The 26,179-nt window shown below is 65.4% G+C and carries 24 protein-coding genes and 1 pseudogene; 8 read left to right on the top strand and 17 right to left on the bottom strand.

The window, feature by feature from the left end; all coding sequences use genetic code 11:
• Window positions 1-18: 18 nt before the first annotated feature.
• Both F9929_RS13000 and F9929_RS12995 read left to right on the top strand, forming a co-directional pair.
• Complete coding sequence (locus F9929_RS13000) at window positions 19-1,680, top strand: flavin monoamine oxidase family protein (protein ID WP_152047005.1); 1,662 nt, start codon at window positions 19-21, stop codon at window positions 1,678-1,680.
• Window positions 1,681-1,853: 173 nt separating this feature from the next.
• Window positions 1,854-2,912, top strand: a complete 1,059-nt coding sequence (locus tag F9929_RS12995; RefSeq protein WP_235919261.1) for a TerC family protein — start codon at window positions 1,854-1,856, stop codon at window positions 2,910-2,912.
• Between the two features lie 59 nt (window positions 2,913-2,971).
• On the opposite strand, the gene F9929_RS12990 is transcribed toward F9929_RS12995, so the two are convergent.
• The 6 genes from F9929_RS12990 to F9929_RS12960 all read right to left on the bottom strand — a co-directional run bounded on the left by F9929_RS12990 (window position 2,972) and on the right by F9929_RS12960 (window position 11,801).
• A complete protein-coding gene (locus F9929_RS12990; protein WP_152047004.1) occupies window positions 2,972-3,355 on the bottom strand; it encodes a PH domain-containing protein in 384 nt (127 codons plus the stop codon).
• A 133-nt stretch (window positions 3,356-3,488) separates the two neighbouring features.
• The gene (gene typA, locus F9929_RS12985; protein WP_152047003.1) at window positions 3,489-5,318 is read right to left on the bottom strand and encodes a translational GTPase TypA; all 1,830 of its coding nucleotides are present in this window, start codon (window positions 5,316-5,318) and stop codon (window positions 3,489-3,491) included.
• 545 nt (window positions 5,319-5,863) lie between these two features.
• Window positions 5,864-7,330, bottom strand: coding sequence for a DNA recombination protein RmuC (rmuC, locus tag F9929_RS12975; RefSeq protein WP_152047001.1), 1,467 nt, complete (start codon window positions 7,328-7,330; stop codon window positions 5,864-5,866).
• 122 nt (window positions 7,331-7,452) lie between these two features.
• Window positions 7,453-9,492: a M3 family metallopeptidase gene (locus tag F9929_RS12970; RefSeq protein ID WP_152047000.1), complete on the bottom strand. Its 2,040-nt coding sequence runs from the start codon at window positions 9,490-9,492 to the stop codon at window positions 7,453-7,455.
• A gap of 20 nt (window positions 9,493-9,512) precedes the next feature.
• Window positions 9,513-10,523 carry an LLM class flavin-dependent oxidoreductase gene (locus F9929_RS12965; RefSeq protein ID WP_152046999.1) on the bottom strand — a complete coding sequence of 337 codons (1,011 nt, stop codon included), beginning with the start codon at window positions 10,521-10,523 and terminating at the stop codon, window positions 9,513-9,515.
• A gap of 57 nt (window positions 10,524-10,580) precedes the next feature.
• The gene (locus F9929_RS12960; protein WP_152046998.1) at window positions 10,581-11,801 is read right to left on the bottom strand and encodes an argininosuccinate synthase; all 1,221 of its coding nucleotides are present in this window, start codon (window positions 11,799-11,801) and stop codon (window positions 10,581-10,583) included.
• 76 nt (window positions 11,802-11,877) lie between these two features.
• On the opposite strand from F9929_RS12960, the gene F9929_RS12955 reads away from it, so the two are divergent.
• Both F9929_RS12955 and F9929_RS12950 read left to right on the top strand, forming a co-directional pair.
• On the top strand, window positions 11,878-12,303 hold the full coding sequence (locus F9929_RS12955) for an EamA family transporter (protein ID WP_152046997.1): 426 nt from the start codon (window positions 11,878-11,880) through the stop codon (window positions 12,301-12,303).
• A gap of 70 nt (window positions 12,304-12,373) precedes the next feature.
• Window positions 12,374-13,018, top strand: coding sequence for a LysE family translocator (locus F9929_RS12950; RefSeq protein ID WP_152046996.1), 645 nt, complete (start codon window positions 12,374-12,376; stop codon window positions 13,016-13,018).
• Here F9929_RS12950 and F9929_RS12945 read toward each other — a convergent pair.
• The 7 genes and pseudogenes from F9929_RS12945 to F9929_RS12915 form a co-directional block, all read right to left on the bottom strand.
• Window positions 12,955-13,431 carry a hypothetical protein gene (locus F9929_RS12945; protein ID WP_152046995.1) on the bottom strand — a complete coding sequence of 159 codons (477 nt, stop codon included), beginning with the start codon at window positions 13,429-13,431 and terminating at the stop codon, window positions 12,955-12,957. The two genes, F9929_RS12950 and F9929_RS12945, sit on opposite strands and share 64 nt — an antisense overlap.
• 26 nt (window positions 13,432-13,457) lie before the next feature.
• Window positions 13,458-13,847 (bottom strand): CopM family metallochaperone, encoded by a 390-nt coding sequence (gene copM, locus F9929_RS12940; protein ID WP_152046994.1) that lies wholly within the window; start codon window positions 13,845-13,847, stop codon window positions 13,458-13,460.
• A gap of 74 nt (window positions 13,848-13,921) precedes the next feature.
• A pseudogene (rlmN, locus tag F9929_RS12935) lies at window positions 13,922-15,067 on the bottom strand (23S rRNA (adenine(2503)-C(2))-methyltransferase RlmN); the annotation flags it as partial.
• 211 nt (window positions 15,068-15,278) lie between these two features.
• Window positions 15,279-15,779, bottom strand: a complete 501-nt coding sequence (locus tag F9929_RS12930; RefSeq protein ID WP_152046992.1) for an invasion associated locus B family protein — start codon at window positions 15,777-15,779, stop codon at window positions 15,279-15,281.
• Window positions 15,780-15,961: 182 nt separating this feature from the next.
• Complete coding sequence (locus F9929_RS12925) at window positions 15,962-16,372, bottom strand: YkvA family protein (protein ID WP_152046991.1); 411 nt, start codon at window positions 16,370-16,372, stop codon at window positions 15,962-15,964.
• 88 nt (window positions 16,373-16,460) lie between these two features.
• Window positions 16,461-17,057 carry an RNA 2',3'-cyclic phosphodiesterase gene (thpR, locus tag F9929_RS12920; RefSeq protein ID WP_152046990.1) on the bottom strand — a complete coding sequence of 199 codons (597 nt, stop codon included), beginning with the start codon at window positions 17,055-17,057 and terminating at the stop codon, window positions 16,461-16,463.
• A 153-nt stretch (window positions 17,058-17,210) separates the two neighbouring features.
• Window positions 17,211-17,855 carry an arylesterase gene (locus F9929_RS12915; RefSeq protein ID WP_152047121.1) on the bottom strand — a complete coding sequence of 215 codons (645 nt, stop codon included), beginning with the start codon at window positions 17,853-17,855 and terminating at the stop codon, window positions 17,211-17,213.
• Between the two features lie 73 nt (window positions 17,856-17,928).
• On the opposite strand from F9929_RS12915, the gene F9929_RS12910 reads away from it, so the two are divergent.
• The 4 genes from F9929_RS12910 to F9929_RS12895 all read left to right on the top strand — a co-directional run bounded on the left by F9929_RS12910 (window position 17,929) and on the right by F9929_RS12895 (window position 22,791).
• Window positions 17,929-18,630: an ABC transporter ATP-binding protein gene (locus F9929_RS12910; protein WP_152046989.1), complete on the top strand. Its 702-nt coding sequence runs from the start codon at window positions 17,929-17,931 to the stop codon at window positions 18,628-18,630.
• A 74-nt stretch (window positions 18,631-18,704) separates the two neighbouring features.
• Window positions 18,705-21,197, top strand: a complete 2,493-nt coding sequence (locus F9929_RS12905; protein ID WP_152047120.1) for an ABC transporter permease — start codon at window positions 18,705-18,707, stop codon at window positions 21,195-21,197.
• A 158-nt stretch (window positions 21,198-21,355) separates the two neighbouring features.
• Window positions 21,356-22,120 carry a Bax inhibitor-1/YccA family protein gene (locus F9929_RS12900; protein WP_152046988.1) on the top strand — a complete coding sequence of 255 codons (765 nt, stop codon included), beginning with the start codon at window positions 21,356-21,358 and terminating at the stop codon, window positions 22,118-22,120.
• Between the two features lie 107 nt (window positions 22,121-22,227).
• The gene (locus F9929_RS12895; RefSeq protein WP_152046987.1) at window positions 22,228-22,791 is read left to right on the top strand and encodes a GNAT family N-acetyltransferase; all 564 of its coding nucleotides are present in this window, start codon (window positions 22,228-22,230) and stop codon (window positions 22,789-22,791) included.
• Here F9929_RS12895 and F9929_RS12890 read toward each other — a convergent pair.
• The 4 genes from F9929_RS12890 to rplS all read right to left on the bottom strand — a co-directional run bounded on the left by F9929_RS12890 (window position 22,764) and on the right by rplS (window position 26,106).
• A complete protein-coding gene (locus F9929_RS12890; protein WP_235919259.1) occupies window positions 22,764-23,609 on the bottom strand; it encodes an amino acid ABC transporter permease in 846 nt (281 codons plus the stop codon). The two genes, F9929_RS12895 and F9929_RS12890, sit on opposite strands and share 28 nt — an antisense overlap.
• Window positions 23,606-24,358, bottom strand: coding sequence for a transporter substrate-binding domain-containing protein (locus F9929_RS12885; RefSeq protein WP_152047118.1), 753 nt, complete (start codon window positions 24,356-24,358; stop codon window positions 23,606-23,608). Before F9929_RS12885 ends, F9929_RS12890 begins: the two co-directional genes overlap by 4 nt.
• A gap of 115 nt (window positions 24,359-24,473) precedes the next feature.
• The gene (locus tag F9929_RS12880) at window positions 24,474-25,520 is read right to left on the bottom strand and encodes a bile acid:sodium symporter family protein (RefSeq protein ID WP_152046986.1); all 1,047 of its coding nucleotides are present in this window, start codon (window positions 25,518-25,520) and stop codon (window positions 24,474-24,476) included.
• A 124-nt stretch (window positions 25,521-25,644) separates the two neighbouring features.
• Window positions 25,645-26,106: a 50S ribosomal protein L19 gene (rplS, locus tag F9929_RS12875; protein ID WP_152046985.1), complete on the bottom strand. Its 462-nt coding sequence runs from the start codon at window positions 26,104-26,106 to the stop codon at window positions 25,645-25,647.
• Window positions 26,107-26,179: the final 73 nt, after the last annotated feature.

Genomic DNA, 26,179 nt, shown 5'->3' with positions numbered 1-26,179 from the left:
GAATCGTAAGCCGGTTCCATGACCGTCCACCTTCAAAGCGGGGCGAGCTTCGGCCCCGACTTCCCCTTCGATTTCGACCGCTGGCTGCGCCATCCGGCGGGGCTCGGCGAAATGCCGCCCGAACGCCACGGCGAGGAGGTGGCGGTGATCGGCGCCGGAATGGCCGGCATCGTCGCGGCCTTCGAACTGATGCGCCTCGGGCTGAAGCCCGTGGTCTACGAGGCGGGGCATCTCGGCGGGCGTCTGCGCAGCCAGCGCTTCGAGGGCACCGAGGATATCGTGGCCGAACTCGGCGGAATGCGTTTTCCGCGCTCGTCCTCGACCTTTTTCTCTTATGTCGACGCGCTGGGGCTGCCGACGCGCCCCTTCCCTAATCCTCTGACGCCCGCCGCCGGCTCCACCGTGATCGAGCTGGAAGGCGAGGCCTTCTATGCGCGCACCCTTGCCGACCTGCCGCCGCTCTTCTCGGAAGTCGCCTCGGCCTACGAGGAAGCGCTGGAAGAGGCCTTTTCCTTCGCCGCGATGCGCCGGGCGATCCGCGCGAGGGACGCCGAGGCCGTGCGCGCCTTATGGGAGCCCCTGGTCCGGCTTTGGGACGAGCGCACCTTCTACGACTTCGTCACCACGTCGGACGCCTTCCAGCGCCTGTCCTTCCGGCATCGCGAGGTCTTCGGGCAGGTCGGCTTCGGCACCGGCGGTTGGGACGCCGATTTTCCCAATTCCATGCTGGAGATCCTGCGCGTCAACGCGCTGGAATTCGACGCCGACCAGCATCTCATCGTCGGCGGCGCGGCGAAGGTGCCCCACGGCCTTTGGCGCAAATGCCCGGACCGGATCGCCCATTGGCCCGCCGGCACTTCGCTCGCCACCCTTCATGCCGGCGCGCCGCGACCGGGCGTTTCGGCGCTCAAACGCCTTCCCGACGGCCGGATCGAGGTGACGGATCGCTGGGGGCGCGTCGAGCCCTTCAAGGCGGTGATCGCCACCTGCCAGAGCTGGCTGCTCACGACCTCCATCCGCACGGACGAGAGTCTTTTCAGCCACAAGCTCTGGATGGCGATGGACCGTACACGCTACATGCCGGCCTCCAAGACCTTCATCATGGTGGACCGCCCCTTCTGGCGCGACAAGGACCCGCTGACCGGCCGCGACGCCATGTCGATGACGCTGACCGACCGGCTGACGCGCGGCACCTATCTCGTGGACAATGGCGAAGGACGGCCGGGCGTGATCTGCCTCGCTTATTCCTGGATGTCGGACGCGCAGAAGATGCTGCCGCTCAGCGTCGATCAGCGGGTGGATCTCGCCCTGGCGGCTCTGCGCCAGATTTATCCGACGCTCGACATCGCCAGCCACATCATCGGCGACCCGATCACCGTGTCCTGGGAAGCGGACCCGAACTTCCTCGGCGCCTTCAAGGGCGCGATGCCCGGCCACTATCGCTACAACCACCGCATGTATTCGCACTTCATGCAGAAGGACATGCCCTTGTCCGAGCGCGGCCTCTTCATCGCGGGCGACGACGTGTCCTGGACGCCGGGCTGGGCGGAAGGGGCGGTGCAGACGGCGCTCAACGCCGTTTGGGGCGTCATGGCCCATCTCGGAGGCCATTCTCACGCCGCCAATCCCGGCCCTGGCGACCGGTGGGAGGAACTCAAGCCCGTGGAACTTGGGGATTGAGTCTTTAGCCGGGCTAGTTCACAAGCAGTTTACCAGCCGCGATGTTGTGGATGGGCGTGTCTCGCTCCATCTTCCGCGCGCGTCCGTGATCCGGGCCCCTCTGGTGGAAAGCGTCGGCCTTTCCGCGATGTCGGATCAATCATCGACATCGCTTGCCGGCCTGGAGGCTCGACTTGGAACAAACGATATCGGAAGCGGCGGCGCAAACCGCGGCAACCGGCATTTCGCCGGATGTCGTGCCGACGTGGATCTGGCTGGCGACGATCGGCGGCATCGCGGCCCTGTTCGTGTTCGACTTCCTGACCCATGTGAGGAAGCCCCATGAGCCGAGCTTCAAGGAAGCCGCGCTCTGGTCCACCTTCTATATGACGCTCGCCATGCTGTTCGGCGTCGGCGTCTGGTACTTCTGGGATCGCGACCACGGCGTCGAGTATTTCGCCGGCTTCATCACCGAGAAGTCGCTGTCGGTCGACAACCTCTTCGTCTTCGTGATCATCATGAAGAGCTTCAGCGTGCCGCGCGCCTATCAGCAGAAGGCGCTGCTCATCGGCATCGTGATCGCCCTCATCATGCGTGGCATCTTCATCGCCCTTGGCGCGGCCGCCATCGAGCGCTTCTCCTGGGTGTTCTATCTCTTCGGCCTGTTCCTTCTGTGGACGGCGTGGAAGCTGATCGTGGAAAGCCTGAAGCACAACAAGTCGACGGACGAGGAATACGAGCCGAACGCTCTGGTGAAGTATTTCCAGCGCCACCTGCCGACCACGGACGATTTCCGCGGCAACGCGCTGACGGTGATGGAGAACGGCAAGCGCTTCTTCACGCCGATGTTCATCGTGATCCTGGCGCTCGGCATGACCGACCTTCTGTTCGCGCTGGATTCCATCCCCGCGATCTACGGTCTGACTGACGCGCCTTACATCGTGTTCACGGCCAACGCCTTCGCGCTTCTCGGCCTTCTGCAACTCTACTTCCTGATCGGCGGCCTTCTCGACCGTCTGGTTTATCTCGGCATCGGCCTGTCGCTCATCCTCGCCTTCATCGGCGCCAAGCTGATCGTCCATGCCGTGGAAGCCAACACGCTGCCCTTCCTCAACGGCGGACAGCCGATCGCCGTGCCGTCCTGGATGCATATCGAGATCGAGCAGTCGCTGATGGTGATCGTCGGCATCCTCGTGGTGACCACGGTGGCGAGCCTTCTGAAAAGCCGCTCGGACGCCAAGAAGACGGCCTGATCTTCATCCGGCCATCGCAAGACAAGAAGGAGGCGGGGAGCGATCCCCGCCTCTTTCGTTTATCGGCGCCCGAGGACGCCGGCGGCGAGCGACTTCTGGATGCCGACGAGATTGGCGCCGCGCGACAATTCCCGCCGGATCGGGTTCGGCTGGCCGGACACGTGGATGGTGAGTTCGGCGTCCGCATCGAAGGTGCCGGCGGTTTCCACCGTGAACATGGTGATCGAGCGGTAGGGGATGGAATGATAGGAGCGCTTGCGCCCGCTCATGCCCTGCTTGTCCACGAAGATCACGCGGCGATCGGTGAAGACCACGAGATCGCGCAGGATGGCGAAGGCCACCTCCACCGTCTCGTCCGGCACCAGCACCGGTTCCAGATCGCGCGAAACGGCGCCGATATCGACATCGCTGGCAAGGCCGAGAAGGCCGGACAGAAGACCCATGAGGCAAGCTCTCCCAAGTTGCAACTGCCGGGAAAGGTCGGCCTTCGGAGCGCCTGAAACAAGCATCGACCAAACGAAAAAGGCGGGACCTCGCGGCCCCGCCCTTCAATGTTCCTTCGAGTTCGCCTTTGGATCAGGCGACCTTGCTGCTCTTCTCGAAGCGCTTGCGCTCGTTCGGGTCGAGGTAAAGCTTGCGCAAGCGGATCGACTTCGGCGTCACTTCCACGAGCTCGTCGTCCTGAATCCAGGACAGGGCGCGGTCGAGCGTCATGCGGATCGGCGTCGTCAGCTTCACCGCCTCGTCCTTGCCGGCGGCGCGGATGTTGGTGAGCTGCTTGCCCTTGAGGACGTTCACTTCCAGATCGTTGTCGCGCGAGTGAATGCCGATGATCATGCCCTGATAGACCTTCACGCCCGGATCGATGACCATCGGGCCGCGATCTTCCAGGTTGAAGAGCGCGTAGGCCACCGCTTCGCCCGGCGCGTTGGAGATCAGAACGCCGTTGATGCGACCGGCCAGCGGGCCCTTGTAGGACTGGTAGGAGTGGAACAAGCGGTTCATCACCGCCGTACCGCGCGTGTCCGTCAGAAGTTCCGACTGGTAGCCGATGAGGCCGCGCGTCGGGGCATGGAAGACGAGACGCTGGCGACCGCCGCCCGACGGGCGCAGCTCCTTCATCTCGGCTTTCCGCTCGCTCATCTTCTGAACGACGACGCCCGAATGCTCCTCGTCGACGTCGATCACGACCTCTTCGATCGGCTCCAGCGTTTCGCCGGTGGCCTCATCCTGCTGCATCACGACGCGCGGACGCGACACACCGATCTCGAAGCCTTCGCGGCGCATGGTCTCGATCAGAACCGCAAGCTGCAATTCGCCGCGACCCGAAACATAGAAGGAGTCCTTGTCTTCCGACTCCTCGATCTTCAAGGCGACGTTGCCTTCCGCTTCCTTCATGAGGCGATCGCGGATGACGCGGCTCGTGACCTTGTCGCCTTCGGTGCCGGCGAGCGGCGAATCGTTGACGAGGAAGCTCATGGTGACGGTCGGCGGGTCGATCGGCTGCGCGGCGAGCGCGTCCGTCACCGACGGGTCGCAGAAGGTGTCGGCGACCGTGCCCTTGGACAGGCCCGCGATGGCGACGATGTCGCCGGCTTCGGCATAGTCCACCGGCTGGCGCTCGAGACCGCGGAAGGCGAGAATCTTAGAGATGCGGCCGGATTCGAGCTGCGTGCCGTCCTGGCCGAGCACCTTCACCGCCTGGTTCGGCTTCAAGGAACCCGATTGGATGCGGCCCGTGATGAGGCGGCCGAGGAAGGGGTTGGCCTCGAGGATCGTGCCGATCATCTTGAAGGGCTCGTCCTTGCTGGCGGTATCCGGCTCGGGAACGTGCTTCAGGATCAGGTCGAACAGCGGCTCCAGGCCCTTGTCCTGCGGGCCGGTCGGCGCGTCGGCCATCCAGCCGCCGCGACCCGAACCGTAGAGAACGGGGAAGTCGAGCTGCTCCTCGTTGGCGTCGAGCGCGACGAAGAGATCGAAGATCTCGTCCAGCACTTCCTCGTGGCGCTCGTCCGGGCGGTCGATCTTGTTGATCGCGACGATCGGCTTGAGGCCCACTTTGAGCGCCTTGCCGAGCACGAACTTCGTCTGCGGCATCGGGCCTTCGGAAGCATCGACGAGGATCACCGCGCCGTCCACCATGTTCAGGATGCGCTCCACCTCGCCGCCGAAATCGGCGTGGCCGGGGGTGTCGACGATGTTGATGCGGACATCCTTCCAGACGACCGAGGTCGCCTTGGCGAGGATCGTGATGCCACGCTCCTTTTCCAGATCGTTGGAATCCATCGCGCGCTCTTCCGTGCGCTGGTTCTCGCGGAAGGAGCCGGACTGCGCGAGGAGCTTGTCGACGAGGGTCGTTTTGCCGTGATCGACGTGCGCGATGATCGCGATGTTGCGAAGCTTCATGAAGTCCACCGGTTCGGAAAAGGGGTCCGGCGGATCATATGGGCATTCGTGCCGCAGGCCGCCGCTTTGGGGTTTTGCGGCTCCCTACACGATTTATCGCAGATGCGAAAGGCCAACCCGCCGCCCAAGCCCTGCGCGACGCGCGGGGGATGGATGCGAGCGCGTGGGGGCTCCGTAGCCGAGGTGACGACGCATTTGCCGCATCCTTTATATATCGACATCCCTCCTGAAGTAGAACAACATCCTATGGTTGAAAATAACAACCTAAGGACGAACAATGGCATCGTATTACGTTAACGATAATGCGCAGGCCAACGGCGATCATGAAGTGCATCGCGAGGGGTGCTCATGGATGCCTCAAGCTGGCAATCGCAGCTACCTTGGTGAACACGCTACAGGCACCACTGCCGTGGCGACGGCGAAGACCAAATATCCAACATCCGCCAATGGTTGCGCCTACTGCGCGCCCGCATGCCATACAAGCTGAAGTAGGCTATCCGTGTTCGAGGATCGCGCGATCCTCGAACATATGGATCAAGCCGAAGCTACTGCGCGGCGTCCACGAAGCGCTCGTCGCCCTCCTCGCGGTCGGCTTCCTCCGCTTCCAGAAGTCCGAGGCCACTCGGCACGGTCGGGCCGATCTCCAAGGCTTCCACGTCGCGCAGGCGGCGGTCGATGGCGCGCTTTCGCGTTTCCACCGCCTCGATATGGTTGGAGGCTTCCTGAAGCTTCTTCTTCACCTTATCGAGAACCGGGCCGAACTTGCCGAACTCGGCCTTCACGCCGCCCAGCACCTGCCAGACCTCGCCGGAGCGCTTCTGGATGGCGAGCGTCCTGAAACCCATCTGCAGCGAGGACAGAATGGCGGTCAGCGTCGTCGGGCCGGCCACCGTGATGCGGTACTCGCGCTGAAGATCATCGCAAAGGCCCGGCCGGCGGATGACCTCGGCATAAAGCCCCTCGGTCGGCAGGAACAGGATGGCGAAATCGGTGGTGGTCGGCGGGTTGACGTATTTCTCGCCGATCTCGCGGGCCGAGGCGCGCACCCGCAACTCCAAGGCTTTGGCCGCCATCTCCACGGCGATCGCATCGCCGCCTTCGCTGGCAGCCTGCAACCGCTCGTAATCCTCGATCGGGAACTTGGCGTCGAGCGGCAGCAGAACCTCGCGCCCTTCCTCGTGGCCGGGCAGGCGGATGGCATATTCCACCCGCTCCGAACCGCGCCCGCCGGTGGACACGTTCGCCGCGAACTGTCCCGGCGCCAGCATCTGTTCCAGAAGCGCGCCGAGCTGCACCTCGCCCCAGGTGCCGCGCGACTTGACGTTGGTGAGGACGCGCTTGAGATCCCCGACGCCGGTGGCGAGCGCCTGCATCTCGCCGAGCCCTTTGTGCACGGCCTCCAAGCGCTCCGACACGATCTTGAAGCTTTCGCCGAGCCTTTGCTCCAGCGTGCCCTGCAGCTTCTCGTCCACGGTGACGCGCATCTGTTCGAGCTTGGCGTCGTTTTCCTTGCGAAGGGTGGAAAGCTGCGCTTCGACGCCGGCCTTCAGCGCCTCGCCGGCGCGCGCGTTGGTTTCGTTGATCGCGCCGAGGCGACGGCCGAAATCCTCCTGGCTTTCCTTCAAGCGCTGCGCGGACTCGGCCGCGCTTTGGCGCAACTGGCCGGCGAAGGTCTCCAACTGCGCTCCTTGCGCGCCCGCGACCTCGGCGAGGCGCTTCGACAGGGTGTCGGCGAGGCGGTCGATATTGTGCGCCACTTCCTCGCGCAGCGCCCGGCCGTGATCGGTGCTTTCCTGGCGGGCCAAACGCCCTTCCTCGCGCTGCGCCCGCTCGGCGCGCACATGCATCTCGGCAAGCGATACGAGACGGGCATGGATCTTGTCCTGGCCGGCGAGAAGCGCTTGGCTGTCGAGCGCGCCTTCCAGCCGCGCGGTGCGCCAATAGGCGAGGACCGCCGCGACGAAGGCGGCGAAGGCGAAAAGAACCGCGCCGGCCAGAAGGATGGTCTGCATGCTGACGCCCCCGACTCAACGCAGGTTACTTCACGGGATAATGCGCGAACAAAGGTAGACGAAACAAGAACGCCCGTCCAGCGGGAGCCGAACGGGCGTCAAGGGTCATCAAGGAAGGAAGTTTACGCCGCAAAACCCCGCTTCTTCATCAGCGCAGCGGATGTCGGCATTCGGCCCCGAAAGGCTTGGTAGAGTTCGGCCGGGTCCCTGGTGCCGCCAGCGGAATAGACATTGGCGAGAAGCAGCGCCGCCGTCTTCGCGTCGAAAGGATCGCCGGTTTCGGTGAAGGCCTCGAAGGCGTCGGCATCCAACACCTCCGACCAGAGGTAGGAGTAATAGCCCGCCGAATAGCCCTCGCCGGAGAAGATATGGGCGAAATGCGGCGAGCGGTGGCGCATGACGATCTCGCGCGGCAGTTTCAACTCGGCGAGGATCTCGGCCTCGCGCGCGGCCGGATCGGCGGGCGCTTCCGCCGCCTCGTGAAGCGCGAGATCCACCAAGGCGGACGAGGTGTATTCCACCGTGTCGAAGCCGGCGTCGAAGGTGCGGGCGCGTTCCAGCTTGGCGACGAGTTCGGCGGGGAGGGGCTCGCCGGTCTCGATGTGGAGCGCGTGGCGCTCCAAGATCGCCGGCACTGTCAGCCAGTGCTCGAAAAGCTGCGAGGGCAGTTCCACGAAGTCGCGCGACACGGAGGTACCCGACAGGGTCGGCCATGTCACGTTCGACAGGAGGCCGTGCAGCGCATGGCCGAATTCGTGGAACAGGGTGCGCGCGTCGTCCATGGACAGGAGCGCCGGCTGGCCTTCGGGGGGCCGCGCGAAGTTCATGACGTTGTAGATGATCGGCGTTTGCCCGCCATCCAGCTTGTGCTGGTCGCGGAGCGAACTCATCCACGCGCCCGAGCGCTTGGAGGAGCGCGCGAAGTAATCGCCGAGGAAAAGGCCGATCTCGTGACCGTCCTTGTCGCGCACGCGCCAAACGCGCACGTCCGGTCGCCAAGCCTTGGCGTCATCCAGATATTCGAAGGACAGACCGAACAAGCGTCCCGCGACGTCGAAGGCCGCCTCGATCATGCGGTCGAGGGCGAAGTAGGATTTCAACGCCCCATCGTCGATCGCGAACTCGGCACGGCGGCGCTTTTCGGCGAAGTAGCGCCAGTCCCAGGGCTCCAGCGGCGTGTTGCCGCCGCCGGCCGCATGGAGCGCGGAAAGGGCGGTCGCATCCGTGCCGGCGCGCGTCACCGCCTCGTCCCAGACTTCGGTCAGGAGAGCGCGTACGGAGGCCGGGGTCTTGGCCATGGAATCGTCGAGCTTGTAGTCGGCATAGGAGCGAAAGCCGAGAAGCTTCGCCTTTTCCGCCCGGAGCGCCAGGGTTTCCTTGATGATGGCGCGGTTGTCGGTCGGCCCCTCGTTCTCGCCGCGCGCGATCCAGGCCTTGAAGGCGCGTTCGCGAAGGTCCCGCCTGTCGGACAAGGACAGGAAGGGAACGACGATCGAGCGCGATAAAGTCAGCGCATAGCCCTCGATCCCGCGCTCGCCGGCCGCTTGTTTCATGGAAGCGCGCAGGAATTCCGGCAGGCCGGCGACGTCGCTTTCGGCCAGCGGCAGAACGAAGTTCTTCTCGTCGGCCAGAACGTTCTGCGAAAAGGCGGTGCCGAGTTCCGACAACCGGGCGCCGATCGATGCCAGCCGCTCGCGTGCTTCGCCCTCCAGCTTCGCGCCGCCGCGCACGAAACCCTTGTGGACGCGCTCCAGAAGCCGCTTTTCCTCTGGCGTAAGCCCGTCCCCGTCGGCGGTGAAGACCGCGTCCAGCCGTTTGAACAAGGTTTCATTCAGCGTGATGGCCGAGAAGTGCCTCGAGAGCTTGGGCGCGACCTCGCGCTCGATCGCCTGGATCGTGTCGTCCGTGTCCGCGCCGGCCAGCGCATAGAAGCTCGGGATCACGCGGTTCATCGCTTCGCCGGCCCGCTCCATCGCGCCGACTGTGTTGGCGAAACTCGGGGCGGCGGGATCGGCGGCGATCGCGTCGATCTCGGCGCGGTGCTCGGCCATGGCGCGGTCGAAGGCGCTGGAAAAGCCGGCGCGGTCGAGCCCGTCGAAGACCGGGATGTCGTAAGCGCCCAGCGGCGGGAACAGGTGACCCGCGTCGTTTCGTTCGGTCATGCGAAGCTTCTCCCGTTCACTCACTCGGCGGCTTGCCGCGAAACGGTCAAGGAGCGCAAGGCCTCGGCCGCGATCTCGTAGGAGCGCAAACGCTTGGCATGGTCGTGGATCGCGCCGACGACGATCACCTCGTCCGGGCGATGGCGATCGACCAGGGCCCCCAGCTCGCGCCTGACGGTTTCGGGCGAGCCGGTGGCCGCGCAGGACAAGGCCTCGTCGGCGCCGGCCAGCGCGAAACGATCCACGAAGGATTCGAGGTTTTCGGCCGGGCGGGGCAGGGGGCCGGGATTACCGGTGCGAAGGTTCACGAAAGCCTGTGCCATGGAAGAGCGCAGGTATTGCCCTTCCTCGTCCGTTTCGCCGGCAAAGACGTTCACGGCCAGGATGAACCATGGCTCGGCAAGCGTCACGGAAGGGCGGAAGGTGTCGCGATAGACCTCGATTGCTTGGTTGAGCATGGCAGGGGCGAAATGCGAGGCGAAGGCGTAAGGCAGGCCGAGATGCGCGGCGAGCTGCGCGCCGTAGAGCGAGGAGCCGAGGATGAAGACCGGCACCTTAATTCCAGAGCCCGGAAAGGCCTGAACGCGCTGGCCCGGCTGGGCGTCCTCGAAATAGTTGATCAGCTCCACGACGTCGTGGGGGAAGCTGTCGCCGCCTTCGAGATTGCGCCGAAGGGCTCTGGCGGTGAGCATATCCGAGCCCGGCGCGCGGCCGAGGCCGAGATCGATGCGGCCGGGAAAAAGCGTCGCGAGCGTGCCGAACTGCTCGGCGATCACGAGCGGCGCGTGGTTCGGCAGCATGATGCCGCCGGCCCCGACGCGGATGGTTTTCGTCGCCGCCGCGACATGGCCGATGACGATCGAGGTGGCGGCCGAAGCGATGCCGGTCATGTTGTGGTGCTCGGCCAGCCAGAAGCGCCCGTAGCCGAGGCTTTCGGCGTGGCGAGCCAGGTCGGCGGAGTTGCGAAGCGCATCCGCCGCCGTTTGCCCTTCGCCGACATTGGAAAGATCGAGAACCGAATAGGGAATCATAGGCCGCGCCTTTCTTTGCTGATCGCAAAGATGGGCGCGACCGAGGACGGTTTCCAGCTACAGCCGGTCGCGTTTCGCCAGTGTGCGCAGGCGGAGCGCATTCAGCTTGATGAAACCGGCGGCGTCCTTCTGGTCGTAGGCGCCGCGATCGTCCTCGAAGGTGACGAGGGCGTCGGAATACAGGGATTTGGGCGACGAGCGGCCGATCACCATGACGTTGCCCTTATAGAGCTTCAGGCGCACGGTGCCTTCCACGTGCTCCTGGCTTTTGTCGATCAGCGCCTGGAGCATCTCACGCTCAGGTGAGAACCAGAAGCCGTTATAGATCAGCTCCGCATAGCGCGGCATCAGCTCGTCCTTCAGGTGCCCCGCGCCGCGATCCAGCGTGATGGACTCGATCGCGCGGTGGGCGGCGAGGAGGATCGTGCCGCCGGGCGTCTCGTAGATGCCGCGCGACTTCATGCCGACGAAGCGGTTTTCCACGAGATCGATGCGGCCGATGCCGTTGTCGCGGCCGAGATCGTTCAAGCGCGCCAGGATCTCGTGGGCTTTCAGGATCTGCCCGTCGATCGAGATCGCGTCGCCCTTGGAGAAGCCGATCTCCACCACCGTCGCCCGGTCCGGCGCTTCCTCGGGGCTGATGGTGCGCTGGTAGACGTAAGACGGCGCTTCCTCGGCCGGGTCTTCCAGCACCTTTCCTTCCGAGGACGAGTGGAGGAGGTTGGCGTCCACGGAGAAGGGCGCTTCGCCCTGCTTGTCTTTCGCGACCGGGATCTGGTTCTTCTCGGCGAAATCGAGAAGGTCGGTGCGGCTCTTGAAGCTCCAATCGCGCCAGGGCGCGATGATCTTGATGTCCGGGTTCAGGGCATAGGCGGAAAGCTCGAAGCGCACCTGATCGTTGCCCTTGCCGGTCGCGCCGTGGGCGACGGCGTCGGCGCCGGTCTTCGCGGCGATGTCGACGAGGTATTTGGCGATCAGGGGCCGCGCGATGGAGGTGCCGAGGAGATAGATGCCCTCGTAAAGGGCGTTCGCGCGGAACATCGGAAACACGAAGTCGCGCACGAATTCCTCGCGCACGTCCTCGATGAAGATTTCCTTGATGCCGAGCATCTCGGCCTTGCGGCGCGCCGGCTCCAGTTCCTCGCCCTGGCCGAGATCGGCGGTGAAGGTCACGACCTCGGCGCCGAGTTCCGTTTGCAGCCATTTCAGGATGATGGAAGTGTCGAGGCCGCCGGAATAGGCGAGAACCACCTTCTTGACGTCGCGATGTGCGGGCATTCACTCACCATCCGTTTCGAAACTCAAAGATGAAGCCGGCTCTAACACGGCTTCGCGAAAGGCAGGAAGAGCGGATATGACGGCATCCTGGCAGTTCTGGGCAGTTCTGTCCGCGCTTTTCGCGAGCCTGACCGCGATCTTCGCCAAGCTCGGCGTCGAGAATGTCGGCTCGGACTTCGCCACACTGATCCGCACGCTCGTGATCCTGGCTGTGCTTTCGCTGATCCTGACGATCACGGGAAGCTGGCAGGGATTGTCCACCATCTCGGGGCGAAGCTGGCTGTTCCTCGTCCTGTCCGGCTGCGCGACGGGCTTGTCATGGCTGGCTTATTTCCGGGCGTTGAAGATCGGTCAGGCGGCCGAGGTCGCGCCCATCGACAAGCTTTCCGTGGTTCTGGTCGCCTTGTTCGGCGCGATATTTCTCGGCGAGCGGTTGAGCCTGTCCGGCTGGCTCGGCGTTTTCCTGATCGCGGCCGGCGCGCTTCTGGTCGCCTGGCGTTGAGCCGGTAGCGGGGCTGGCGGCGGAGGTGAGGCGAGGATAAAAGACCAAGACTTTCCGGAGATCCGCCGTCATGGACTTCATTCCCGATACGGGGCCGCTTCTGGCCTTCACGCTCGCCGCCTTCGTTCTGGCGATCACGCCCGGCCCCGACATGACGCTTTTCGTGGGGCGCACCTTGGCGCAGGGAAGAACTGCAGGATTCGCCGCCATGGGCGGGGCGCTTTGCGGCGTTCTCGTCCACACGACGCTTGCCGCCTTCGGCCTGTCGGCGCTGCTCGCCGCTTCGCCCGGTGCCTTCGCCGTCCTGAAGATCGGCGGCGCGCTTTATCTCGGCTGGCTCGCCTTCCAGGCGATCCGCAACGGCTCGTCCTTCAATCCGGCGACGCTTGCGGCCGGCCGGGAGCGCTCGCTCGCCTCCAACTGGCTGCTCGGCCTCGGGATCAATCTTCTCAACCCGAAGATCATCCTGTTCTTTGTGACCTTTTTGCCGAGTTTCGTGTCGGCGGGCGATCCCCATGCGGGGGCGAAGCTGTTCTTCTTCGGGGTTTATTTCGTGGTGATCGGCACGCCGGTCTGCGCTGGCATCATTCTGGCGGCCGAAGCCATCGCCGGCACCTTGAAGAGCCGGCCGAAGGTGATGCGCGGCATCGACTACGTCTTCGCGTCGGTGTTCTCAGGCTTCGCGGTTTCGATCCTCCTGACGCCCTCGCGCTGACGGGAGCGTTCGCGGCCCGCGCCGCGCCCGGCGACCAGCCAGTAAACGAGGGCGAAGACGAGGCCGGCGGCGATGACAGCCGTGCGCACGCCACCATCCGGCATGGCGCCGTCATAGGAAAGGCGCAAGTATGCGAAGGCGCCCAAGAGTCCTGCCGCCGCGTGGATCAGGATCGAGCCAAGCCCCAGAAACTCGGTCGCGATCATGAAACAGGCCCAGGGCAGAAAGGCGACGGAGCCAATCTGCACGGCCTGGATGCCGAAGGCCCAGGCGAGTTCGAACCAATAGAGGGGGTCCTGGTCCAACGGCGGAAAGGGCCCGACGAAGGGCCCGATCAACGCGAAGGCGGCTCCGAGGCAAGCCGCCACGAAGCCGAGCGGAATCAGGAACACGAGGCGCAGGACCAGGATCATGCTGCCTCAGATAGTGTCGATCCGCGTTACTTCCGCTCCGCGATCCAAGCCTTCATTTCGGCGATCTCGGCTTCCTGCGCGGCGATGATCTTTTCGGCCAGCGCTTTCACCTTCGGGTCCTTGCCGTATTGAAGCTCGATCCTCGCCATCGCGATCGCGCCCTCGTGATGGGGGATCATGCCTTTGAGAAAGTCGAGATCGGCGTCGCTTGTCGGCTCCACCGCCATGTCGGCATGCATGGAGGCCAGCGCCTCGTTCCAGGCCTTCGCATAGGCCGGGTCGACATTGGCGGATGCGGCCGGCGCAGCGCCATGATCCATTTTCGAATGGTCCATGCCGCCATGCGCGTCCTGCGCGTGAGCCAAGGCGGGAACGGCGAGAAAGGCGGCAAGGCCGAGGATGGCGGGCATTCTCATGTCTCGTCTCCGATGATCCAAGTGATCCAGGACGAGGAGATGGACCTTCCCCCAAGGGGAAGGTCAAGGCCGCTTCAGGCGGCGGCGCCAGCCGCCATGCGCTCGGTCTTCTTCATGCGCTCGGATTCGGACTTCAACTGGCCGCAGGCGGCCAGGATGTCGCGGCCGCGCGGCGTTCGGATCGGCGAGGCGTAGCCCGCCTCGTTGACGATCGCGGCGAAGCGCTCGATGCGGTCCCAGTCCGAGCAGCCGTAGTTCGAGCCCGGCCAGGGATTGAAGGGGATGAGGTTGATCTTGGCCGGAATCCCTTTCAGGAGCCGCACCAGCTCGCGCGCTTCCTCGTCGGAATCGTTGACGTCCTTCAGCATCACGTATTCGAAGGTGATGCGCCGGGCGTTGGACGCGCCGGGATAGGTGCGGCAGGCTTCCAGAAGTTGTTCCAACGGATATTTGCGGTTGATCGGCACGAGGATGTCGCGAAGATCGTTGCGCACCGCATGGAGCGAGATGGCGAGGCCGACGCCCATTTCCTCGCCGGTCGGGCGGATCATCGGCACGACGCCGGAGGTGGACAGGGTGATGCGGCGCTTGGAGATGGCGAGCCCGTCGCCGTCCGACACGACGGCCAGCGCGTCGCGCACGTTGTCGTAATTGTAGAGCGGCTCGCCCATGCCCATCATCACGACATTCGACACGAGGCGACCCTCGCCGGGCACGATCGCCCCGTCCGGCGTGTCGTGGGCGGGAAAGTCGCCGAGCCGGTCGCGCGCGATCAGCAATTGTCCCACGATCTCGCCGGCGGTGAGGTTCCTCACCATGCGCTGCGTGCCCGTGTGGCAGAAGGTGCAGGTGAGGGTGCAGCCGACCTGGGAGGACACGCAAAGCGTGCCGCGTCCTTTTTCGGGGATATAAACGGCCTCGACTTCCACCGGGCGGCCGGCGCCGCGCGGCGGGTAGCGCAGCAGCCATTTCCTCGTGCCATCGACGGAAATCTGCTCCTCGACGATTTCGGGCCGGGAAATGTCGAACTCGGAGATCAGCTTCTCGCGCAGGTCCTTCGAGATGTTGCGCATCGCCGAGAAGTCGGAAACGCCGCGCACATAAAGCCAGTGCCAGATCTGCGCCGTGCGCATCCGCACCTGCTTCGCCGGGACGCCGGCTTTCTCCAGCGCTTGAGCCAACGCTTCCCGGCCAAGGCCCACGAGATGCGGCTTTTCGGCGGGGAGGGAGATACGGGCCGGCGCCCGGATCGGCGCGGGGCCAAGATCGATCGAAAGGGACATCGCTTGAAATCGGCCTCTCGCGAACGGCGTGGACGAGCGCCGTATCGGGGTCGCGGAAAACATCGGGATGCCGCTTAAGTGACCGTTTTCGCCTCGCTGCGCAAGGGGTGGGCGCGAAACCGGCCGTGCCGCCGCGCCCGACGCTTTGTTACTTGCAGCTCTTAATGGACTGGAGCGCCGCCGAAACGCCCGCCAGGGAATAGGTGTAGTGCGTGGCGGTGCCGCGCTTGGAGAAGGCGTCCACCTTCAGCGACTTGCCCGCCTGAAGCGCCTTGATGAAGGCAGGCTCTTCGGCCGCGTTCTCCATCCAGGCGGATTCGCCGCGCGTGAAGAGCGTGTATTTCTTGCCGTCGACATCCACCGTGACCTTGGAGCCGTCCTTCATCGGATAGCCCATCACGGCCTGCGGCTCGTAGGTGACGTTCTGGCCGGGCTTCTGCGAGATCAGGAAGAAGATGTCGCCGTGGTCGACGCTCGGCGGCTCCATGGTGATCGGGGTCGACAGGATGTAGCAGACCTTCGCGCCGGACGCGGTGTAGGAGTAGGAACCCCATTTGTCGAACTGGTTGAGGCGGGTCGGCGTCTGCGCGGCGGCACCTGCGGTCGCGGCGAGAAGGACGACGGTCGCCGCGGCGAAGATCCTGTTCATGTGAGCTCCCTTGGCTCTCGGCTTGGCGCTGGCGGCGCGCGGGGGTCGGCCATGAAGGCCTGTCCCCGGCGCCGGGCGATGGGGGACGATCGGCGCGATTTGACTAAAGAAGTCTTGAAACAGCGTAAACAGGTCCTTGCCCGGCTTTCGCACCCGATCCCGAATCCGTGATCGGGAGGCCGTTATTCGGGAGCGGTCGGCCGCTTCTCCATTTCGCCCAGCGTTTCGCGGGCCTTGTCGTAATGTTCGGGCCGGATGTTGTTCTGCACCGCCTTGAAGGCGGCGAGGAGCACCGCCACATCGTCCGTGAAGCCGAGACCGACGATGAAGTCCGGCACGATGTCGATGGGCATCACGAAATAAGCGAGCGCGGCGAGAAGAATGCCCTTGGACGCGGCCGGTGTCTGCGGGTCGAGCGCGCAATGATAGGAAGCGACGACATCCTCCATGAAGGGCACGTGGCGCAGGGCGCGGCGCACCGATTGGAGAAAGGACGAGCGCACCTGCGCTTCCTGCTTCTCCTGCTCGCGCGGCGAGGCCGGCGACAGAATGGCGTCGATCCGCTCCTTCACGATCTCCAGTCCCCGCGCCATGCCCGTCCAGCCTCCATCTTCGGAAATTGCCGGGAAACATGGCGTCGGGAAGGGGCGCTGCCAAGGCAGGCCGCGCCCCTTATGCTCTTTAGCGCCAGGCGGCGGCGATGCTTTCGCGAATGGTGCCACCGCCCGACGACGCGCCGCGTTCCGGCATGAGTTCAAAGGCTTCTTCCACGAGATAAGGCCCGCCGCCGACCGAGTCCTTGGAGGAGAAGAGCACGAAGCGCGAGGCGCGAAAGGGCTCGGAACGGAAATCGCCGCGCCCCGACAAATAGCGCGCGACTTCCTCGGATTTCGGCTGGCGCAGCCGCGCGAGCGTCACGTGCGGCGTGAACTTCTTCGGATCGGGGGCGAGGCCGATGCGGCGCAGCGCCCGGTCGACATCGCCTTGCAGCGCTTCCAGCGCCGGGTTCGGCGACACGCCCGCATAGATCGAATGGGGCTTCCGGGAGCCGAAGGCGTCGAGGCCGGCGAGTTGGACCTCGAAGGCGGGGGCCTCGATCCGGTCGAGCGCGGCCACCGCCTCGTCGGCGAAGCGCGCATCCACGTCGCCGATGAAGCGCAGGGTGATGTGATAGTTCTCCTGATCGATCCAACGGGCGCAAGGCAGGCCGCCCTTCAGCATGGAAAGCCGAAGCGCAGCATCGCGGGAAATTTCGAGAGCAACGAACAATCGCGGCATGGGAGGACTCCTTCGATGCCGAAAGGCGGGCGAAAACCGCCGCGGGCACGAGAGAACCCGCAACAGGAGGATAGGGCGGTTCGCTCGCGCGGGGATGAACGAAAATCCGCTTCGTTCACAGGAAAATGCAACGCAAGGTAAAGAAGGCGCGCCTCACCCGGCGCGGATGGCGTCGAGTTCCTTCGTGACGAGCGGCAGAATGCGCTCCACCACCACCGCGACGCCGGCCTTCGTCGGGTGCATGCCGTCCGGCTGGTTCAGGTCGCGATTGCCGGCGACACCGTCCAGAAAGAACGGATAGAGCGGCACGGCATATTTCTCGGCAAGCCGCTTGTAGATCGGGTTGAAGCTTGCCGCGTAATCCTCGCCCATGTTCGGCGGCGCGAGCATGCCGGCAAGCACCACCTTCTGCCCTCGCTCGGTCAGGCGCTTCAGCATGTCGTCGAGATTCTTTTTGGTAATCGCGGGCGATATGCCGCGCAGGGCGTCGTTGGCGCCGAGTTCGAGGATCACGAGCTTGGCCGTTGGCGGCACGGACCAGTCGATGCGCTGAAGGCCGCCGCTGGTGGTGTCGCCCGACACGCCGGCATTGGCGACCGCGACATCGTAGCCCTTCGCCTTCAAGGCTGCCTGGAGCTGTTCGGGAAAGCTTTCGCCCGGGCCGACGCCGAAGCCGGCCGACAGGCTGTCGCCGAAGGCCACCACCTCGACCGGCTTCTCCTGCGCGGAGCCGAGGGACGGCGACACGAGGAAACACAAAGCCGTCAGCGCGGCGCGGAAAACTTGGAAGCGGTGCATCATCGGCCCATATCCACGGTCAGCCACGGGCATCGCGCCCGCCGTTCCCCTTCCATATAGGAACCGATGCCCCGTGCTTGACCCGGCGATCCGCCTCGAAGACGTCCATCTGACGCTGGGAACGGGCCGAACGGCCGTGCATGTCCTGAAGGGCGTGTCCCTGAATGTCGGCCAAGCTGAGTCCGTCGGCATCGTCGGGCCGTCCGGGTCGGGCAAATCGACGCTCCTGATGGTGCTCGCCGGTCTGGAGCGCGCCGATCGTGGGTTGGTGGAGATCGCCGGCACCACGCTCGGGCCCTTGAGCGAGGACGCGCTCGCCGCCTTTCGGGGGCGCAGCGTCGGCATCGTCTTCCAGTCCTTCCATCTCATCCCGAACATGACGGCGCTGGAAAACGTCGCGGTGCCCCTGGAGCTTGCCGGACGGCCAGATGCCTTCCCGCGGGCCGAAGCGGAACTCGCCAATGTCGGCCTCGCGGGGCGCGTTTCGCATTATCCGAGCGAGCTGTCGGGCGGCGAACAGCAGCGCGTCGCGATCGCAAGGGCCCTCGCGCCCGAGCCCGCCATTCTTATCGCCGACGAGCCGACCGGCAATCTCGACGGCGAAACCGGCCGGCAGATCGCCGACCTTCTCTTCGCCGAGCAGGCGCGGCGGGGCATGACCCTCGTTCTCGTCACCCACGATCCCTCGCTTGCCGCGCGTTGCGGCCGGGAAATCCGCGTTTCGTCCGGCATGATCGAAAGCCGCGCCGCCCATCTCCACGCGGTTTCCGCGTGAGCGCGGTTTCCTCCGCCGCCCCGGCGGCGCGCGGCCACGATTGGCGTCTGGCGCTGCGCTTCGCGCTTCGCGAAATGCGCGCGGGGCTTCGCGGCTTCGCGATCTTCCTCGCCTGCATCATGCTCGGCGTCGCGGCCATCGCGGCGGTGAACTCCGTCGCCGCCATGATGGCGGGAGCGGTGGAGCGGGAAGGACGGGCGATTCTCGGCGGCGACGTGCGCTACGGCCTGACGCAGCGCGAGGCCAAACCCGACGAGCTTTCCTATCTCCAGTCGCTGGGAGCGGTCTCCGAGACCGTGTCCATGCGCACCATGGCGCGCCCGGCGGCCGGAGGCGACCCGACCCTGGTGGAGCTCAAAGCCGTGGATGGGGCCTATCCGCTTTACGGCCAAGTCGCGACCACCCCGCCCGAGCCTTTGGGCGACCTCCTGGGGACCCGAAACGGGCGCTTCGGCGCGCTCGCCGCGCCCGAATTTATGGAGCGCACCGGTTTGAAGCCGGGCGCGGTGCTTCGCGTCGGCAGTGCCGAACTGGAGCTTCGCGGTGTTCTCACCAACGAACCCGACGTTCTGTCCGACGGCTTCAACTTCGCGCCCCGGCTCCTCGTGGGGCGTGCCGCGATGAACGTCACGGGGCTCATCCAGCCCGGCAGCCTCGTGGAGTTCGACTACAAGGTCCGCCTGAAGGAGGCGACCTATGCCGGGGACCTCACCAAGGACGCTAACGCGCGTTTCCCGAGCGCCGGCTGGAGCATCCGCACGTCCGACCGCGCCGCGCCGACCCTTCAGCGCAATATCGAGCGTTTCGGCCAGTTCCTGACGCTTGTCGGCTTGTCCGCCCTGATCGTCGGGGGCGTCGGCGTCGCCAATGCGGTGAACGCGCATCTCGGCACCAAGCGCGGCGTCATCGCGACCTTCAAGAGTCTGGGCGCGGGCGGGGCCTTCGTGTCCAAGGTCTATCTTCTCCAGATCATGATCCTGGCGGGCGTCGGCATCTTGGCGGGGCTGGTTCTGGGGGCGATCGCGCCCTTTGTTGCGGCGCGCTTTCTGGAAGCCTTCATCCCGATCGCGGCCGAGCCGTCGATCTATCCGACCGCGCTTCTCGTCGCTGCCCTTTTCGGCGTTCTGACGGCGCTCGCCTTCGCGCTCGTGCCGCTCGGGCGCACCCGCGACGTGCCGGCGACCGCCTTGTTCCGCGACATTGGCGGGGCGGGGGCGGGCGGTCGCCTTCGCGCCTCCTATCTCGGCGGGGCCCTTCTTCTCGCGCTCGGCGTGGCGGCGCTCGCCATCCTCATGGCCGATGACCGCAAGGTCGCCGCGATCTTCCTCGTGGCCACCGCAGTCGCCTTCCTAATCCTTAATGCCGTGGCGCTCGGCATCATGCGGCTGGCGAAAGCCGCGCCCCATCCCCGCGCCGTGGCCTGGCGCCTGGCGCTCGCCAACATCCACCGGCCCGGCGCGCTGACGCCCTCTGTCGTCCTGTCGCTCGGCCTCGGCCTGACGCTTCTCGTGGCGCTCGCCACCATCGACAACGATCTTCGGCGCGAAATCTCCGGCAATCTCGCCCAGCGCGCGCCGGACTTTTTCTTCGTGGACATCCAGAACGGCGAGATCGACCCGTTCCGGCAGGAGATCCAGCGCCTCACGCCCGGCTCGACGCTCGAGGCCGCGCCCATGCTGCGCGGGCGCATCACGCGCCTCGACGGCGTCGACACTTCGCAGGTGAAGGTGCCGCCGGAAGGCGCCTGGGTGCTGCGCGGCGACCGGGGCATCACCTATGACGACGTTCTTCCCAAGAACTCCCGGTTGTCGGAAGGGGAGTGGTGGGCGCCCGGCTATACGGGCGAGCCGCTGGTGTCCTTCGCCGCCGAGCAGGGCCGTCAACTCGGTCTGAAGCTCGGGCAGACGATCACCGTCAACGTGCTCGGCCGCGACATCACCGCCCGGATCGCCAACTTCCGCGACGTGGAATGGGAATCGCTGTCGATCAACTTCGTGATGGTCTTCTCGCCCAACGCCTTTGCCGGCGCGCCCCATGCCTGGCTCGCCACCCTGTCGATCCCGGATGGCGGGGCGGAAGTCGAGCGCGGCGTCCTGAACGGCATCGCCGACCGCTTCCCGGCGGTGACGACGGTGCGGGTGAAGGACGCGCTGGACGCGGTGAACTCGCTCGTCGCCCAGCTTGCGCTCGCCATCCGGGCGGCGGCGGCCGTCGCGCTGGTGGCCTCCGTGCTCGTCCTGTCCGGAGCGCTGGCGGCCGGCACGCGGCGGCGCATCCACGACGCGGTGGTGTTGAAGACGCTCGGCGGCACCCGGCGCGTTCTGATCGCGAGCTACACGGCGGAATACATGATGCTGGGCCTCGCCACCGCCGTCTTCGCCGTCGCGGCCGGGGCGCTTGCGGCCTGGTACGTGGTGGCGCAGGTGATGGACCTGCCCTTCCATTTCGACTGGACGATCGCGCTCACCACCGTTCTCGTGTCCCTCCTGCTGACCGTCGGTATCGGTCTTGCCGGCACATGGCGCGTTCTCGGCCAGAAGGCCGCGCCCGTTTTGCGCGAGCTTTGAATGGGCGGTCCCGAGGCCTTCATGACGCAAATTTAACCCCCTCGAACCACTCCCGGTGGTGCTCCTCCCTTGTGCTTGGCGGCGGAGCGCCGCATATTTCGCCATGAGAACCGTCCCGCCGGATTTCGAGCGGGGTCCGTGCAAAGGGAAGTCATCCGATGGCTGACAATCGCAACTGGGGCGCTCGCAGCGTTCCCGCAGCCGGGTCGAGGGTGGACGTCACCATCGACCAGGGTCTGCGCACCTACATGCTGAAGGTCTACAACCTGATGGCGGTCGGCCTCGCCATCACGGGCGCCGCCGCCTACGGCCTGTTCTCGGCGGCGGTGGTGACGGACGGCGCCGGCGACATTGTCGGCCTGACCGGGCTCGGTCAGGCGGTGTTCGCCTCGCCCTTGAAGTGGGTGCTGATGCTGGCGCCGCTCGCCATGGTCATGTTCCTGTCCTTCCGTATCCACAAGATGAGCGTATCGGCGGCGCAGACGACCTTCTGGGCCTATGCCGCGCTTGTCGGCCTGTCCTTGTCGACCGTATTCCTGGTCTTCACGCAGCAGTCTGTGGTGCAGGTCTTCTTCATCACGGCCGCCGCCTTCGGCGCGCTGTCGCTTTTCGGATATACGACGAAGCGCGATCTTTCCGCCTGGGGCTCGTTCCTGTTCATGGGCGTGATCGGCCTCGTGCTGGCGATGATCGTGAACATCTTCCTGGCGTCCAGCGCGCTCGCCTTCGCCATCTCGGCCATCGGCGTGCTCGTCTTCGCAGGGCTCACGGCCTACGACACGCAGAAGATCAAGGAAATGTACTACGAGGGCGACGGCTCGATGGTGATGGGCCGCAAGGCCATCATGGGCGCGCTCACGCTCTACCTCGACTTCATCAACATGTTCATGTTCCTGCTGCAGTTCTTCGGCGACCGCCGCTAACAACAACGGCATGGACGATCGATAAGGAAGGGCGCCTCACCGGGCGCCCTTTTCTTTTGCGCCGGCGCTTGCGACAGGGGGCCGTTCTTCAATCGAGCGCGGCTGCCATGAGTGCCTATACGATCCGCAACGCCACCCTTGCCGACGTGCCGGCCATCGCGCGCATCTACGAGCATGCCGTTCTCCATGGCACGGCGACCTACGAACTCGTGCCGCCCGCCTTGGCCGAGATGGAGAACCGCTTCCGCGCCGTGACGGGCGACGGCTATCCCTATCTCGTGGCCGAGGACGCCGATGGACGCATCCTCGGCTATGCCTATGGCAGCGCCTTTCGCGCGCGCCCGGCTTATCGCTGGTCGGTGGAGGATTCGGTTTATCTCGACCCGGACGCACAGGGCCGGGGCATCGGTCTGGCGCTTCTGACGCGGCTGATCGAGCTTTGTACCGAACTCGGCTTCCGCCAGATGATCGGCGTCATCGGCGGTTCGGACCACAAGCCCTCCATCCGCATCCACGAAAAGGCGGGCTTCGCGCATCTCGGGATCATGGAAGCGTCCGGCTTCAAGTTCGGGCGCTGGATCGACACGGTGCTGATGCAACTGCCGCTCGGGCAAGGCAACACGACGCTTCCCGACGAGAAGAGCTATCCCGGCACGCTCTTCAAGGGCTGAGCCGGCGCGCGGCGCGTTTCCAGGCGCCGCGCAAGAAGCGACACCGACACGGTCATCAGAAGATAAAGATAGGCCGCGATCGAATAGGTCTCGAAGAAGCGGAAGGACCCCGACGCGTAGACCTTGCCCATCTGCGTGATGTCGGCGACGCCGAGCACGGACACGAGCGAGGAGTCCTTCACCATCGACACGAGGTCGTTGGCGAGCGGCGGCAGAACGGTGCGCACGGCCTGCGGCAGGATCACGAGGCGAAGCCGCTGCAGGGGCTTGAGGCCGAGCGCCTTCGCCGCTTCTACCTGTCCCGCCGGCACCGCCTCGATGCCCGCCCGGAAAATCTCGGCGAGAAAGGCCGAATAGGCGATCACGAGGGCGAAGATGGCGCGCGCCAGAAGCGACAGGTCGCGAACGCTAAGCGGTTCGATCAGCCCGGCTTCTGCCAGCGGCGCGGAGATCACGTTCCAGCCGGCGACGAGAGCGGGCGCCCCGACGAAGGCGATCCAGAACAGGAGAACAAGGATCGGGATGCCCCGCACCACCTCGATATAAAAGTGCGCGGCGTTGCGGACGAGCCGGCTGCGCGACTGGCGCCCGAGCGCCACGAGAAGGCCGAGCGCGAGCGCGCCGCCGAAGGCGAGAACGGTGACGAGAACCGTGGTGACCGCCCCTTGCGCCAGCACCGAAACGATCCGGCGCCAGCCCGGATCGAGCGCGACCGCAAGGGCGATCCCGAGCGCGCAAGCGCCGAGGGCCAAAAGCCACCACGGAAAGTCGGGATCGGAAAGGCGCTTGGGCGTCACGCGCAACCGGCGCGCCGTCACTGGCCCATCTTGTAGCCCAAGAACCACTTCTTGGTGAGCGCGTCGAAGGTGCCGTCGGCCTTCAGGGCTGCGATCGCGGCGTTGACGGGGGCGACGAGATCGGAGCCCTTGGGCAAAATGAAGCCGAAATCCTCCGCCCCGAGCGGTCCGCCGACGAGCTTCAAGGCCCCGCTTGAAGCGTCCACATAGCCCTTGCCGGCGGTGCCGTCGGTGAGAACCACGTCGACGTCGCCGGTCTTCAACGCCTGGACCTGCGCGCCGAAGGTCTCGAAGAGCTTGATGCGCGGGGTCTGCTCATTGCCGTCGAGGACGCTGTAGACGGCCGTATAGAACTGCGTGGTGCCGGCCTGCGCGCCGACGAGGCCTTTGTCGAAAGCCTTGAACGCGGCGGCGTCGCCGAAGCGTGTTTCATCGGCGCGCACCAGCATGAAGGATTCGGAGCGCATATAGGGGTCGGAGAAATCGACCTGAGCCTTGCGGTCGTCGCGGATGGTGATGCCGGTCATGCCGATATCGTACTGGCCGGCCGACACCGCGCCGATCATCGCGTCCCAGGAGGCGTTGGCATAGGTCAGCTTGAAGTTCAGACGCTTGGCGATCTCGTTCATCGCGTCGTATTCCCAGCCGATCGCCTGACCGGAATTCGGGTCCACGAACTGGAGCGGCGGATAGGCGTTTTCCGTCACCACCGTGACGGCGCGGCCTTGCAGATCGGGCAAGGCGCTTTGCGCGAAGGCCGGCATCGCCATCGAAACGGCCAGGAAGGCGGTGGCGGCGAGAAACGTGCGGCGGTTCACTGAAGCGCGACTCCGGGAAGCGGGTTGGAACGCGAAATTGTCATGGCCCCCACGCCCTGCCAAGGAATCATTTTCCAGGCGAGGCCGTTTCCTGTTCCTTCGCGAAGATTTCTGCGACGTCTGGGGCCGGGCCGATGACGCGGCGGCTGGCATAGCGCTGCGCGATCACGGCGCAGGCGAAAAGCTGGATCTGGTGGAACAGCATCAGGGGCAGAACGACGAGGGCGACGGTCGGCCCCGGAAACAGGATGCCCGCCATCGGAATGCCCGTCGCCATCGACTTCTTGGAGCCGCAGAAAAGGATGGTGATCCGATCTTCCCGCGAGAAGCTGAGCTTGGCCCCGGCAAAATGTGTGGCCGCCAGAACGAGTCCGAGGATGACGATGTCGGCGACAACCACGATCGCGATCTCGCCGGCTCCGAGCTGGTGCCAGACGCCCGACACGACGCCTTCCGAAAAGGCGGCATAGACGATCAGGAGGATCGAGCCGCGATCCACGAGGTTCGTCAGCGGTTTGTGACGCAAGAGCCAGTTGCCGATCAACGGGCGGCAAAGCTGACCGAGAAGAAAGGGCGCGAGAAGCTGAAGCGCGATCTTCTCGATTGCCGCCAGGCTGAAGACGTCCGATCCCGCGCCGCTGCTCGCCGTCAGCACCACGAGGGCCGGCGTCACCACGATGCCGAGGATGTTGGACAAGGAGGCGCTGGTGATCGCCGCCGGCACGTTGCCGCCCGCAATCGAGGTGAAGGCGATGGAGGACTGCACGGTGGACGGCAGGAGCGTGACGAACAGGAGGCCGAAGGCGAGTTCGGGCGGCAAGATCCGCTCGGCGACGGGATGGGCGGCGAGACCGATCAACGGAAACAGCGCGAAGGTGGTCAGAAAGATGATGCCCTGCAGGCGCCAATGGAGAAGGCCCTGCCAGACCGACTGGGGCGAAAGGCGCGCGCCGTAGAGAAAGAAAAGGAGGGCGATCGCGCCGAACGTGATCCAGTCGAGCGCCTCGGCGGCTTGGCCTCTTGCGGGAAAGAAGGCGGCGATCGCGACCGCTGCGATCAGGGCCAAAAGAAAGCGGTCGACGGGAATGCGCGAAAGGCGGGACTTAAAGGACATGGGCTCTCCTATCCGCCCAAACGTCGCCCGTCTCAAGGTTCGCGCGGTTCGACGTGACGGCCGAAAACGAAAAAGGCGACCCGAAGGCCGCCTTTTCCTGAAAATCGCGATGGGAACTGAGAGCTTACTCGGCGGCCTGCTTGGAAGCGGCCTTGGCGGCCTTCTCGTTCGCGGCCTTCTCGCTCGCCACGGCGCGGGCTTCGTCGTTCAGCTTGCGGGCGCGCACGTTCGTGGCTTCCACGATACGGGCCGACTTGCCGCGACGATCGCGCAGGTAATAGAGCTTGGCGCGGCGCACGCGGCCACGGCGCACGACATCCACCGATTCCAGCATGGGAGAGTAGACCGGGAACACGCGTTCCACGCCCTCGCCATAGGAGATCTTGCGGACGGTGAAGTTTTCCTGGATGCCCGAGCCCGAGCGCGCGATGCAGACGCCTTCATAGGCCTGGACGCGGGTACGCGTGCCTTCGGTGACGCGGACGTTGACGCGGACGGTGTCGCCCGGAGAAAATTCTGGGATGGTGCGGACGGCGGCGATGCGCGCGGCCTCGGCCGATTCCAGCTCGGCGATGATGTTGCTCATGGAAGGTAGCCTCTCTTGGTTTCATGCCGGCTCCTGCCGGTCATGGCCGCAAATCACACGGTCAATTTATTCT

Source organism: Aureimonas psammosilenae, assembly GCF_009176975.1.
Classification (GTDB): Bacteria; Pseudomonadota; Alphaproteobacteria; order Rhizobiales; family Rhizobiaceae; genus Plantimonas; species Plantimonas psammosilenae.
Note: the sequence above shows the minus strand (reverse complement) of the source record. Positions and strands in the feature narration are given on the sequence as shown.